We start from the raw sequence: 12159 nt of genomic DNA on the forward strand, positions 1-12159 counted from the left end.
GGGCTAGCTGGAGCGCTCTAGCCACGCAAACACTTCCTCTAGGGCAGTGAAGTCCAAGAGAGCCTCTGCCAATGCTTCGATTTGAGGGGGAGAGAGCTGGCGAATGCGCTCCTCAAGGCCAGCTGGTAACTCGCCAAATCGCCGTCTTAGGAGGCGTAAAACAACAAGGGTCTCTCCCTGTTGTAATCCCTGTTGTAATCCCTGTTGTAATCCCTGCTGCAATCCTTCCTGCCGACCTTCTTCTCGACCTTCCTGTCGTCCTTCTTCTAGCCCTTGTGCTCGCCCCTCTTGTAACCCCTCTTCCCGTGCCTCAGCATAGACGTCCCGATAAAACCGCGTCCGCTTCAACTCTTCCGTCGTAAACCCCAGCATACGCAGCACCTCCTCCCGACTCAGCTCCGTAAACTTGTACAACACAATGGTGGTGATTAACTCCATTATGACTTCTGGCCTTGGCACTGCCTCTGTGCGAGTGCGCTCTGCCAACAACCGTGCTGCTGTGGGCATCTCTGCTTCGGGTAACACGGTGAGCTGCATCAGCGCTAGGCTCAATGGCAATGCCTCTGGTGACCCCAGTTCATTCAGATACACCCGCCGCAGGCGATGACTATTCACCAACACCTCATAGGGTTCAAAGGACACTTGTTCCACTTGACGATGGGGATAAATGACCACCGCTTGCCAATCAGAGAAGGTGTGGCGATACAGCCGCAGATAGAGAAAGATTTCCGCAAAGAAGCGTTCGTAGAAGGTAGTGTCCCGCTGAAACTGCACCTCACAGAAATAGACCGTTCCTGAGGGGTCAGGGGGCACGAAGACGCCATCAATGCGAAAGGCCGTTTGCTTCAGCTCCACGGAGTCAAAGCGATACCCCTGAGGCGTGTCTATGCCCAAGAGATCAAAGAGGGTCTGGGGCAGCTGGGCAAAGAGTTGATAAAAAAGGGAGTCGCGGCGCATGGGCTAGCTGGAGCGTTCTAGCCATGCAAAAACTTCCTCTAGGGCAGTGAAGTCCAAGAGAGCCTCTGCCAATGCTTCGATTTGATGGGCAGGGAGCTGGCGAATGCGCTCCTCAAGGCCAGCTGGTAACTCGCCAAACCGCCGTCTTAACTGCCGCAAGACAACGAGGGTCTCTCCCTGCCGTAATCCCTGTTGTAGTCCCTGCTGTAATCCCTGTTGCAATCCTTGCTGTAATCCCTGCTCCAATCCCTGTTGCAGCCCTTGTTGCAATCCCTGTTGTAATCCTTGCTGCAGTCCCTGCTGTAATACCTCTTCCCGTACCTCAGCATAGACGTCCCGATAAAACCGCGTCCGCTTCAGTTCCTCAGTAGTAAACCCCAGCATGTGCAACACCTCTTCGCGACTCAACTCCGTAAACTTGTACAACACAATGGTGGTGATTAACTCTATTATGGCTTCTGGCCTTGGCACTGCCTCTGTGCGAGTGCGCTCTGCCAGCAACCGTGCTGCTGTCGGCATTTCTGCTTCAGGTAACACGGTGAGTTGCATCAGCGCTAGGCTCAATGGCAATGTCTCAAGTGCCCCCAATTCATTCAGATAGACCCGATGCAGGCGATGACTATTCACCAACATCTCATAGGGTTCAAAGGACACTTGTTCCACTTGGCGATGGGGATAAATGACCACCGCTTGCCAGTCAGAGAAGGTCTGGCGATACAGCCGCAGATAGAGAAAGATTTCCGCAAAGAAGCGTTCGTAGAAGGTAGTGTCCCGCTGAAACTGCACCTCACAGAAATAGACGGTTCCTGAGGGGTCAGGGGGCACGAAGACGCCATCAATGCGAAAGGCCGTTTGCTTCAGCTCCACGGAGTCAAAGCGATACCCCTGAGGCGTGTCTATGCCCAAGAGGTCGAAGAGGGTTTGGGGCAGCTGGGCAAAGAGTTGATAAAAAAGGGAATCGCGGCGCATCGGCTAGCTGGAGCGCTCTAGCCACGCAAACACTTCCTCTAGGGCAGTGAAGTCCAAGAGAGCCTCTGCCAATGCTTCGATTTGAGGGGGAGAGAGCTGGCGAATGCGCTCCTCAAGGCCAGCTGGTAACTCGCCAAACCGCCGTCTTAACTGCCGCAAGACAACGAGGGTCTCTCCCTGCTGCAATCCCTGCTGCAATCCCTGCTGCAACCCTTCCTGCCGACCTTCCTGTCGTCCTTCTTCTAGCCCTTGTGCTCGCCCCTCTTGTAACCCCTCTTCCCGTGCCTCAGCATAGACGTCCCGATAAAACCGCGTCCGCTTCAACTCTTCCGTGGTAAACCCCAACATGCGCAGCACCTCCTCCCGACTCAGCTCCGTAAACTTGTACAGCACAATGGTGGTGATCAACTCCATTATGACTTCTGGCCTTGGCACTGCCTCTGTGCGAGTGCGCTCTGCCAACAACCGTGCTGCTGTCGGCATCTCTGCTTCAGGTAACACGGTGAGTTGCATCAGCGCTAGGCTCAATGGCAATGCCTCTGGTGACCCCAGTTCATTCAGATACACCCGCCGCAGGCGATGACTATTCACCAACACCTCATAGGGTTCAAAGGACACTTGTTCCACTTGACGATGGGGATAAATGACCACCGCTTGCCAGTGAGAGAAGGTGTGGCGATACAGCCGCAGATAGAGAAAGATTTCCGCAAAGAAGCGTTCGTAGAAGGTAGTGTCCCGCTGAAACTGCACCTCACAGAAATAGACCGTTCCTGAGGGGTCAGGGGGCACGAAGACGCCATCAATGCGAAAGGCCGTTTGCTTCAGCTCCACAGAGTCAAAGCGATACCCCTGAGGCGTGTCTATGCCCAAGAGATCAAAGAGGGTCTGGGGCAGCTGGGCAAAGAGTTGATAAAAAAGGGAGTCGCGGCGCATGGGCTAGCTGGAGCGTTCTAGCCATGCAAACACTTCCTCTAGGGCAGTGAAGTCCAAGAGAGCCTCTGCCAATGCTTCGATTTGATGGGCAGGGAGCTGGCGAATGCGCTCCTCAAGGCCAGCTGGTAACTCGCCAAACCGCCGTCTTAGGATGATGCGGGCGGCTCCGGGGGGCGTCTTGACTGCCAATAACTGCTGGAGTCCTCGTTGGCGATAAGCGTTCAGCCAGCGAGTAATAGTGGACTCGTTGCAATGGAGCAATTGGGCAATTTGTGGGCGGCTGTGGACAAGTCCTTGCTTCAGCCAGTAGAGCATCTGCAAGCGTTCCTGCTGTCGGGCATCGGTTTCATGTTGTAGGCGTCGCTGCAGTTCTTCAGAGCTTTCTGTAATTGTGAGGACAAGCAGGCGAGCCATGAAGGTCTCCTACTGAGATGACTTCAGTTTTAGGATAGACAATTCCCTCGTTTAAGACCTATTTATTAAGCTCAATGTTACAAAGAGCTGGTATTAAATACAAGTCTTGTCCCATGGATTGAACACACTCAACATTTTGAAAATGATTACAGGAAAGACTTATATCCGAGGTTTTAGAAAGGTGAAGAAGTGACACATTGACAATTGGTGCAGCCCCAAGCGATCGCTAGGCTAGAGGCAACCCCTTGGAACCGCCATTATGTACAGTGAGTCAGAACATACTCCCCAGGCGATCGCCAACCGCCCCTATCAAGTACGGATTGGTCAATACCTCAATGAGGGCTGGCAAATTTTCAGCACTCAACCCGCTGCCTACATTGGTTTTCTCATTCTGGCAATGATTATCAATGGTGTGCTCAACAACATTCCGGGGGCTGGCCCGATTGTTAGCACGATTTTGGCAGGCCTCTTCGCCGCAGGCTACTACTTTTTCAGCTTTCGCATTGCCCGCAACCAAAGACCCGAATTTAGCGACTTTTTTAATGCGTTCAAAAACAACTACTTTTTGCCAATTTTTCTGACGAACTTGATCATCGGTTTGATTACGAATGTGTTTGTGATTAGTGCCAGCATTCTATTCATGATTGCGGGGTTGCCCTTCTGGCAAAGCATATTAAGGCGGGCGGCGGCTGAAGCAGCGGAACCCGATGCCGACTTAGAACAACTGCTAGCGTTACTGGAGCAGCTTCCCGCTGTGCCGGATGCCCTGACCCCCGTTTTCATCTTGGTGGGTGCCATCCTGCTGCTGCCGGGGGTTTACTTTGGGGTAGCCTATATGTTTGCTGTGCCTTTGGTGGTGGAACACCGGTTTGATATGTGGCCGGCACTAGAAACCAGCCGCCGCTTAGTTTCCCGCGATTGGTGGAGCTTCTTTTTTCTCAGCGTGTCAATCATTTTCTTCAATATCTTGGGCTTTTGCCTCTGCTGTGTGGGGATGCTGGTGACTATTCCTTGGAGTAGTTGTGTCATTGTGGCGGCCTACCGCGATATTATTGGCCTCATGCCCACGACGGATAATACGAACCAGTTTTAGTCTGATGACGCTGCCCACCCTTGCGGATCTCAACCTCGACCCCTTCTGGATGCCCTTTACGGCCAACCGCCAGTTCAAGCAAAGCCCTCGGCTCCTTGTTTCGGCAGCCGGGATGTACTACAGGAGCATTGATGGCCGTGAGATTCTCGATGGCACCGCCGGGTTGTGGTGTGTCAATGCCGGCCACTGCCGTCCAGAAATTGTGAGCGCGATCGCCCAACAGGCAGCAACACTGGATTTTGCCCCCACATTTCAGATGGGACATCCGGGGCCATTTCAGGTGGCCGATCGCCTGCGTGCCATTACCCCTGATCCCCTTAACCATGTCTTTTTTGCCAACTCTGGCTCTGAGGCCGTGGATACAGCCTTGAAAATTGCTCTTGCCTACCATCGGCTGCGGGGAGAGGGGACACGACAACGGCTCATTGGGCGTGAGCGGGGCTATCACGGGGTCGGCTTTGGTGGAATTTCAGTGGGAGGAATTGCGCCCAATCGCAAGTTCTTTGGTTCTCTCTTGGCAGGAGTGGATCATCTGCCCCACACCCACAACCTTGAGCACAATGCCTTCAGCAAGGGGCAACCCGCTTGGGGAGCACATTTAGCCGATGAGCTAGAACGCTTGGTGGCGCTGCATGATGCCTCGACGATTGCGGCAGTGATTGTTGAACCCCTCGCTGGCTCTACGGGGGTATTGATTCCGCCCCAAGGATACTTGGAACGCCTGCGTGCCATTTGCGATCGCCACGGCATTTTGCTGATCTTTGATGAAGTGATCACGGGTTTTGGCCGTCTCGGTGCCCCCTTTGCCAGTCAGTACTTTGGTGTGACTCCAGACCTCATCACGGTTGCCAAGGGTCTAACCAATGCCGCTGTACCCATGGGAGCGGTGATTGTCCGCGATGAGATTTACGACACCTTCATGCAAGGCCCCGCGGGGCAAATTGAGTTTTTCCATGGCTACACCTATTCGGGACATCCCCTTGCCTGTGCGGCCGCCTTGGCAACCCTAGAGATCTACGAGAAAGAAGCCCTATTTGAGCGGGCGGCTTCCCTGGCGCCCTATTGGCAGGAGGCCATCCACAGCCTACGGGGTCTGCCCCATGTCATTGATATTCGCAACTTGGGCTTGGTGGCAGGGATTGAATTGGCGCCACGGGAGGGGCAAGGAGGGGCACGGGGCTATGATGCCCTCTGTCGTGCCTTTGAAGCGGGACTACTGATTCGTGTCACGGGGGATATTATTGCCCTCTCACCACCGCTGATTGTGGAGCGATCGCACATTGATCAAATGGTGGATATTTTGAGTCGTGTTCTACGGGAACTTCCCTAGGCACCGCCGCGTCAGAATCAGCGGATCACTCTCTCCTTGGAGGCATCTATGTTACGCTTCCTGCCGTTGGCCATCAGTAGCTTAGCTACGCTGGTGGCGATCGCTCCCCCCAGTCGTGCCGCCTATCCCCTCTTTCCTAATCAGCCGGGGGTTGATGTCTTTTTCCCAGGGCTAGAGTCCTTTGGGCGGCCACGGACACCGCAGTACAGTCCCTACAATCCCGTCATTTACCGTCCGCCGCAGCAATCTCAAACCTACATTATTGTGCCAGTGCCCTATCCGCCTCGCCCCGTAATTTACCCGCCCCCCTATTCACCCGTTTATTACCCCTATTACCCCTGTTATCCATTCCGTTGCCGATAAACAACAATACTGGGGATTGATACTTGACTCGACTTGGGAAGCAGACCGAGAGCCGGTTCTCCTGCTAAAATAGCGGCTAATTTAGCCATTTTCAGTTCGAGAGAAATCTATGGCTCAGTTGGCGATCGCTCCCGTTTTATTTCACCTTGCCTTTCCTGTCAGTAATTTGGCAGACACCAAGGCCTACTACATTGATGGGTTGGGCTGTGAACCGGGGCGCGAAAATCCCCACTGCCTGATCATGAAGCTCTATGGCCATCAACTGGTGGCTCACGTCACGGATGAACCCTTAACCCCACCCAAGAGCATTTATCCGCGCCACTTTGGCTTGATTTTCTTGGCACAGGCCGACTGGCAAAACCTCTGCGATCGCGTGATCAAGAAGGGACTTGACTTTTACCAGCCACCGCGTACCCGCTTTGCCAATACCCCCCTAGAGCACCAAACGTTCTTTCTCGCAGACCCCTTCCACAACCTGATTGAAATGAAGCACTACCGCCATGTAGAAGCCATTTTTGGCCTGCGGGATCACCGTCATATTGGCGATACCCCCCTCGTTTCTGCGCCGCAACCGTGACCCATCTGATTCTCTATAGCAAGCCCGGCTGTCACCTCTGTGAAGGACTACAAGAGAAGCTGGCCACTCTGAAGGAATTTACCCTTGAGGTACGCGACATCACCAGCCGCGAGGATTGGTGGCAAGCCTATCAATACGAGATTCCTGTTCTCTACCTAGTGATTGGAACGCAAGTGCTTCCCGTACCGCGCTTTTCTCCCCGTGCCAGTGCTGCACACATTCGTCAGCGACTCCAAGAACTGACCCATTCAGGCGGCTCAGCGTCCACTCCTTAAGGGCATGATCAATTACAGCCCTTTTCACAGCAATCGAATACGGCCAAAAATTTAATTGCTAGATTGCATCCCCCCTATGTATCCCATATGTTAGAAAAGGGTCGTCATCGGCATCGCAAAGCCAATAGGAAACTCAGGAATGGTGGATTTTGGAGCAATGCTCTTTCGCGGGCGGGGGGTCAAGATCTCGCAGCAGTATGCGGTGATTGGCCTAGGGCGGTTTGGCCGGGGGGTGTGCGAGACCCTGCACGGCATGGGCTATGAGGTGCTCGGCAGTGATAACCAAGAGCGATTGGTGAATCAAGTGCTTCAGGATCACATTGTGGATCATGCGATTCAACTGGATTCCACGGATCCCCAAGCCCTGAAGGAGGCGGGTCTGTTTGAGTTTGAAACGGTAATTGTGGCCATTGGCAACCATCTCGACGCCAGTATTATCACGACATTGAACCTAAAGGAGGCAGGCGTGCCCAATGTCATTGCCAAGGCTTCCTCAGAGATTCATAAAAAACTCCTAGAGCGAGTGGGGGCAGATCGGGTGGTCTTTCCAGAGTATGAGGCGGGTTGTGAACTGGCGCGATCGCTCACCCGCCCAGCGATTCTCGATTGGTTTGACCTTGACCCCGAAAAAAGTATTGTCGAAGTCAAAGTGCCTGAGGCATTTCACAATCGCACAGTTGCCGAGGTGGAACTCCGTAGTCGCTATGGCCTCAACCTCATTGCCCTGCGCTTTGATGATAAGTTTGAGATCAATCCCAGTCCCAACCAAAAGCTCAATAAAGGGGACATTATGGTGGTGATTGGTGCCAATAACGATATTGATCGCTTTTTGCGTAGTCAACACATTAATTAGGGCATAACCCTTGAGCTTTCGCTACTGGTCGCCGCCGGCACGGGTGATGGCGATTCTCCTGTGGATTTTTTGCATTAGTAGTTTGCGGCGGTTAGACAGTCTGGCGATCGCGACCTTGCTTGTGGCGCTCCTCTATCTCCTGAGCCATGTCCCTTGGCAGCGCTTGGGCAAACGTCTGCAGCAGATGGGGCTCTTTTTTCTGGGACTGTGGTTACTGTTGGCGGTTACGGCGTGGCCGATCGCACTGCTCCTCACATGGCGCTTGGTCTTGTGTCTTGCCCTTGGCGTGGTGTTGCTAGAAAGCTTGACGTTTAGTGAATGGGTGCGGGTCTGTCGCTGGTGGGGGCTCCCCCCCCTGTTGGTGGATACGCTGGCTTTGACCTATCGCTATCTCTTTGAGCTAGAGAGTCAGTTGACACAAATGCAGCAGGCACTCTTTCTGCGGGGATTTCGCTTGAGTTGGCGCCGCCTTCGCCCGTGGGCACAGGTGATTGGTATCTTTCTCATTCGCGCCGAGGAACGGGCACAGCAGATCTATCTGGCAATGCGGCTGCGGGGCTATGGGCAAGTGCTTCAGCGTCGTCCGCAATTTTCTGAAGGGGCGCCTTGGAGTTGGGGGCTAACGCTGAGTGCTAGCTTGGGGGCAGGATTGTTGGCAATCTATGATGCCCTTGGCGAAATCCAACTGCCTTTTTGAGGTGGATAGACGACAGTGGGAACAGTGGTACATTAACATATTAACATTTGTAAACGATTGCCCCTTTGAGATTGCCCCTATGAAACCCAAGAACGCGCTTTTCGTTGCGGAGCAGGTGTGCCTAGTTGGTCATATTGTGGCGATGGCCTTTGGCTTAGCGGGGTTGCTCCTCGTCGTTCCCCATCCCGAGTTTATTCTGGCGTTGCCCGCCTGGGGTCAGCAGCTTTTTCAATGGAGTATGGGGAGTGGGGGTGTCGTTTATATTGTCCTCGGCGCACTGGCGATCGCCCTTCACACCTATCGCAACTTTGGCCTTGGCAAACTGCTTGGCTTTTTGCTGCCAGCGGTGGGCATTTCCCTTACCAGTGAACTGTTGGGGACGAGTACCGGCTTTCCCTTTGGCCATTATGGTTACCTCAGTGGTTTGGGGCACAAAATTGCTGGACTGGTGCCCTTCACCATTCCCCTCTCTTGGTTTTATATGGGGCTAGTCACGTTTCTTTTGGCCTACAGTGGCTTCATCAGTCGTCCGCTGCGGGAAGGCAAGGGCGTGGGCTTGGGGGCAGCCCTGATCACCGTGGGCTTGGGAGCAATCTTTTTAACCGCTTGGGATTTTGTCCTTGATCCGGCCATGAGTCAAACTGCCATTCCTTTTTGGCAATTTCAGGATGTCGGTGAATTCTTTGGGATGCCTTACCGCAACATTCTGGGATGGACGGGCACAGGGGCCGTATTTATGGGGCTGGCGATGATCACTTGGTGGCCAAAGCCAATGATGGTGAACCGTGGGCAACTCATTACCCCCTTGGTGGTGTATCTGGTGAATTTTGCCTTTGGGGCGATGATTACCCTCACGTCCTTGGATCAACGTTTTTGGATTCCGGCAACGCTGGGATTTGTTTTGGGGGTCGTGCCGGTCACAGCACTGTGGTGGTTTACTGAAGCCCCCCTAGAGAAAGTTCAGGGGGTCAACATCAATACTGAGGCGGGTTGAGCGGGGACACTGCTCCTTGAGGTGCATGAGGGCTGGGCTGAGGTTAGAAACTCGTTCTAGTTTGCCCTTGAGTAAAATTTGCCAGCGGTAGCGGCCAGCAATTTTGGCGATCGCGGCCGGGGCGGGGCCAAGTACTTCCCATTCTCCCTGAGAAACTGGGGCTAACGTTTGGAGCTGTTGGGCGATCGCCTGAGCCGTTGCGGCCACCTCCTCAGCATCGGGACTACTCAAGCGCAGAAGGATTAGTTGGGCATAGGGGGGATAGCCCAAGGGGGCACGGCTACTTAGCTCCTGGGTAGCAAAGGTGTCCCAGTCATAGGCTTTGACCGCTGTAATCACTGGATGCTGCGGCACATAGGTTTGGAGAATGACTTTACCGGGGTGTGTCCCCCGGCCCGATCGCCCCGCCACTTGGGTGAGGATTTGAAACGTGCGTTCTGCCGCCTGATAATCAGGCAAGTGCAGGAGACTATCGGCAGCCAAAATTCCCACGAGGGCGACCTGCGGCAGATCAATGCCCTTCGTCAGCATTTGTGTCCCCACCATCACATCAGCTTCGCCGGCGGCAAACTGAGCCAGTAACCGGCGATGGGCACCCTTGCGTTGGGTCGTATCACTGTCAAAGCGCAGAACTCGCAACTGCGGCAAGAGGCGATTCAGTTCACTCACCACCCGCTGCGTCCCGCCACCAAAGGGCTTGAGATAGGGGGAGGCACAACTGGGACAACGCTGCGGTACGGCTTGGCTATAGTTGCAATAGTGACAGCGCAGCACTTCCATCTCCTCGCCAAAGAGGTGTCCAGTGAGAGAGACGCTGCAATGGGGACAGTAGATCACTGTGCCACAACTGCGACAGGAGACAAAGGTACTGTGACCCCGCCGCGGTACAAAGAGAATTGCCTGCTGTCCCTGAAGATTCCCTAGAGCGTCTTGCAGCGGACGACTGAGCATGGAACGGTTGCCACGGTGCAATTCTTGGCGCATATCCACGACGGTGATGGGGGGCAGGGGGGTGGCGTGGATACGCTGGGGAAGGGAAAGGATCTGAATCTGGCCGGTTTGGACAGCCTGCCAAGTGCTGAGGGCAGGGGTAGCGGTTCCTAAAATCAGGGGACACTGTTGCTGGCGCGATCGCCACTGGGCAACGGTACGGGCATGGTAACAAGGCTGAGGTTGATCCTGTTTGTAGCCGCTGTCGTGCTCTTCATCCAGAATGATCAAACCCAAGCCCACCAAGGGCAGCAGAACCGCCGATCGCGTGCCAATGATTACCCGTGGCTGCGGCATCAGCGTCAACCGCCAAGTATCGTAGCGCTCCCCCTCACTGAGACCACTGTGATAGACCAACAGGCGTTCACCAAAGCGAGCACGCACGCGATCCGTCAGTTGAGGCGTCAAGCCAATCTCCGGCACTAGCAGCAAGGCCGATCGCCCTCGCCCTAGGCACTCAGCTATGGCTTGCAGATAGACTTCCGTTTTGCCCGACCCCGTCACCCCGTGCAGGAGAAAGGTTTGGGCACAGTCTAGGTGTGCTGAAATGGCTTGCAGGGCAGTGGCTTGGGCAGGGGTGAGGGCTTTTGGCCGATCCGGTGTCACCGCTACCCCCTGTTCAATGCGGCAGTGCTGCTGCTCGACAATGGCAATGTATCCTTTGGCGGCAAGGCGATGGAGCGTTTGGGCGGTGGTGCCGGTGGCCTTGACCACCTCTTGTAGCCAGCAATCGCGACCCTGCTGCTGCAAATAGCGGAGGATTTGGCGCTGCCGCTGCGTTAAGGTCTCGCCTTCACTATTGAGGAGGATCACTGCCTGCTGCTGTTTTGGCTGTTGACTAGCGGGTGCCGCTAAGTAGGTTTCCACCAAGCCAAGGCGTTCGAGTTCTGCGAGGGCACGCTCAACCTTGGGAAGCTGTTGCTGGAGGTAGCGCACACTGTAGTCCCCATTACCCTTGGTCTGGAGAAAGCGCAGCAGATGTTGCCCCTGTTCTGACAGGGGGGGAATCCCCTGTTGGCGCCGCAGGCGCACCCGCCGTTGCGATCGCCCCAAGACCCCCGGCGGCAGAGCAGTGCGCACCACTTGAATTAAAGGCGTGCAGTAGTACGTGGCAATTTGTTCTAACAACGCCCAATAGTCCTTGGGAAAAAGCTGCTGGTCAACCACTTCAAGGAGCGATCGCAAGCGCTGTGGATCGACGGATGGGGCTACAGTTTCTAGTACCTCGAGGACAATCCCCCGCACCACTTGGGAGCCAAAGGGTACTTCCACCACCTCGCCCCCTTGGAGACACCAACCCGCAGGAACTTGGTAAGTGTAAGCCTCGCTTGCCGCCGGACAGTCCACAAGCACACTGGTGTAGAGAGAGGGTTGTTGAGGTGCTAAGGCCATCAGATGGTTTGATTGGTTTTCACTCAGACAGGCAGATAAACAACGTCCCCAACCACTGTACATACTTCTCTATTTCTTTAGATTTTCGCTATTCCACAACGCAGATTTGCTCCCTAGGCTGGGAGCTGGCGATTATGCGCTGGCCGGTGGTGCACCGCTTTCCCACAGGCACTGTTTTAAGAGCCAATATCACACCCGCAGGCTTTGCCACGATTACCGATAGTCGAGGATTGCCTTGGTTCAAGGTGTCCATTGGTGAAGAGAATCACATTTGCTTGGTGCGAGCTAACCACCGATTGATTCGTCCCTGCTAAGAATTTGG

The 12159-nt window shown here is 54.5% G+C and carries 14 protein-coding genes; 9 read left to right on the plus strand and 5 right to left on the minus strand.

Annotated features, from left to right (window positions below):
- Window positions 1-3: 3 nt before the first annotated feature.
- From RHH53_RS07645 to RHH53_RS07660, 4 genes are read right to left on the minus strand one after another with little or no spacing between them, the layout of a single operon-like run.
- Complete coding sequence (locus tag RHH53_RS07645; protein WP_310743621.1) at window positions 4-957, minus strand: Rpn family recombination-promoting nuclease/putative transposase; 954 nt, start codon at window positions 955-957, stop codon at window positions 4-6.
- Between the two features lie 3 nt (window positions 958-960).
- Window positions 961-1926 carry an Rpn family recombination-promoting nuclease/putative transposase gene (locus RHH53_RS07650; protein WP_310743622.1) on the minus strand — a complete coding sequence of 322 codons (966 nt, stop codon included), beginning with the start codon at window positions 1924-1926 and terminating at the stop codon, window positions 961-963.
- Between the two features lie 3 nt (window positions 1927-1929).
- A complete protein-coding gene (locus tag RHH53_RS07655) occupies window positions 1930-2859 on the minus strand; it encodes an Rpn family recombination-promoting nuclease/putative transposase (protein WP_310743623.1) in 930 nt (309 codons plus the stop codon).
- A gap of 3 nt (window positions 2860-2862) precedes the next feature.
- Window positions 2863-3273: a DUF4351 domain-containing protein gene (locus RHH53_RS07660; RefSeq protein ID WP_206199650.1), complete on the minus strand. Its 411-nt coding sequence runs from the start codon at window positions 3271-3273 to the stop codon at window positions 2863-2865.
- A 259-nt stretch (window positions 3274-3532) separates the two neighbouring features.
- On the opposite strand from RHH53_RS07660, the gene RHH53_RS07665 reads away from it, so the two are divergent.
- The 8 genes from RHH53_RS07665 to cruF all read left to right on the plus strand — a co-directional run bounded on the left by RHH53_RS07665 (window position 3533) and on the right by cruF (window position 9455).
- Window positions 3533-4366, plus strand: a complete 834-nt coding sequence (locus RHH53_RS07665) for a DUF975 family protein (protein WP_310743624.1) — start codon at window positions 3533-3535, stop codon at window positions 4364-4366.
- 4 nt (window positions 4367-4370) lie between these two features.
- Window positions 4371-5696 (plus strand): aspartate aminotransferase family protein, encoded by a 1326-nt coding sequence (locus tag RHH53_RS07670; RefSeq protein WP_302677969.1) that lies wholly within the window; start codon window positions 4371-4373, stop codon window positions 5694-5696.
- Window positions 5697-5744: 48 nt separating this feature from the next.
- Window positions 5745-6059, plus strand: a complete 315-nt coding sequence (locus RHH53_RS07675) for a hypothetical protein (protein ID WP_206199653.1) — start codon at window positions 5745-5747, stop codon at window positions 6057-6059.
- Between the two features lie 109 nt (window positions 6060-6168).
- Window positions 6169-6636 (plus strand): VOC family protein, encoded by a 468-nt coding sequence (locus tag RHH53_RS07680; protein WP_310743625.1) that lies wholly within the window; start codon window positions 6169-6171, stop codon window positions 6634-6636.
- Window positions 6633-6911, plus strand: a complete 279-nt coding sequence (locus tag RHH53_RS07685; RefSeq protein ID WP_206199655.1) for a glutaredoxin family protein — start codon at window positions 6633-6635, stop codon at window positions 6909-6911. Before RHH53_RS07680 ends, RHH53_RS07685 begins: the two co-directional genes overlap by 4 nt.
- 139 nt (window positions 6912-7050) lie before the next feature.
- Window positions 7051-7764: a TrkA family potassium uptake protein gene (locus RHH53_RS07690; protein WP_206199656.1), complete on the plus strand. Its 714-nt coding sequence runs from the start codon at window positions 7051-7053 to the stop codon at window positions 7762-7764.
- Between the two features lie 10 nt (window positions 7765-7774).
- On the plus strand, window positions 7775-8461 hold the full coding sequence (locus tag RHH53_RS07695) for an energy-coupling factor transporter transmembrane component T (protein ID WP_310438275.1): 687 nt from the start codon (window positions 7775-7777) through the stop codon (window positions 8459-8461).
- Window positions 8462-8540: 79 nt separating this feature from the next.
- The gene (gene cruF / locus RHH53_RS07700) at window positions 8541-9455 is read left to right on the plus strand and encodes a gamma-carotene 1'-hydroxylase CruF (protein ID WP_206199658.1); all 915 of its coding nucleotides are present in this window, start codon (window positions 8541-8543) and stop codon (window positions 9453-9455) included.
- On the opposite strand, the gene priA is transcribed toward cruF, so the two are convergent.
- Window positions 9411-11837, minus strand: coding sequence for a primosomal protein N' (gene priA, locus RHH53_RS07705; protein ID WP_310743626.1), 2427 nt, complete (start codon window positions 11835-11837; stop codon window positions 9411-9413). The two genes, cruF and priA, sit on opposite strands and share 45 nt — an antisense overlap.
- A gap of 134 nt (window positions 11838-11971) precedes the next feature.
- Here priA and RHH53_RS07710 point away from each other — a divergent pair, with 134 nt between their 5' ends.
- On the plus strand, window positions 11972-12151 hold the full coding sequence (locus RHH53_RS07710; RefSeq protein ID WP_206199660.1) for a hypothetical protein: 180 nt from the start codon (window positions 11972-11974) through the stop codon (window positions 12149-12151).
- Window positions 12152-12159 lie beyond the last annotated feature (8 nt).

The sequence above is a fragment of the Thermosynechococcus sp. PKX82 genome, assembly GCF_031583255.1.
Taxonomy (GTDB): domain Bacteria; phylum Cyanobacteriota; class Cyanobacteriia; order Thermosynechococcales; family Thermosynechococcaceae; genus Thermosynechococcus.

What these genes read in the sequence shown, in the direction of transcription:
- RHH53_RS07645 (WP_310743621.1), bottom strand. Translation starts at nt 957, where the DNA reads ATGCGCCGCGACTCCCTTTTTTATCAACTCTTTGCCCAGCTGCCCCAG.
- RHH53_RS07650 (WP_310743622.1), bottom strand. Translation starts at nt 1,926, where the DNA reads ATGCGCCGCGATTCCCTTTTTTATCAACTCTTTGCCCAGCTGCCCCAA.
- RHH53_RS07655 (WP_310743623.1), bottom strand. Translation starts at nt 2,859, where the DNA reads ATGCGCCGCGACTCCCTTTTTTATCAACTCTTTGCCCAGCTGCCCCAG.
- RHH53_RS07660 (WP_206199650.1), bottom strand. Translation starts at nt 3,273, where the DNA reads ATGGCTCGCCTGCTTGTCCTCACAATTACAGAAAGCTCTGAAGAACTG.
- RHH53_RS07665 (WP_310743624.1), top strand. Translation starts at nt 3,533, where the DNA reads ATGTACAGTGAGTCAGAACATACTCCCCAGGCGATCGCCAACCGCCCC.
- RHH53_RS07670 (WP_302677969.1), top strand. Translation starts at nt 4,371, where the DNA reads ATGACGCTGCCCACCCTTGCGGATCTCAACCTCGACCCCTTCTGGATG.
- RHH53_RS07675 (WP_206199653.1), top strand. Translation starts at nt 5,745, where the DNA reads ATGTTACGCTTCCTGCCGTTGGCCATCAGTAGCTTAGCTACGCTGGTG.
- RHH53_RS07680 (WP_310743625.1), top strand. Translation starts at nt 6,169, where the DNA reads ATGGCTCAGTTGGCGATCGCTCCCGTTTTATTTCACCTTGCCTTTCCT.
- RHH53_RS07690 (WP_206199656.1), top strand. Translation starts at nt 7,051, where the DNA reads ATGGTGGATTTTGGAGCAATGCTCTTTCGCGGGCGGGGGGTCAAGATC.
- cruF (WP_206199658.1), top strand. Translation starts at nt 8,541, where the DNA reads ATGAAACCCAAGAACGCGCTTTTCGTTGCGGAGCAGGTGTGCCTAGTT.
- priA (WP_310743626.1), bottom strand. Translation starts at nt 11,837, where the DNA reads ATGGCCTTAGCACCTCAACAACCCTCTCTCTACACCAGTGTGCTTGTG.
- RHH53_RS07710 (WP_206199660.1), top strand. Translation starts at nt 11,972, where the DNA reads ATGCGCTGGCCGGTGGTGCACCGCTTTCCCACAGGCACTGTTTTAAGA.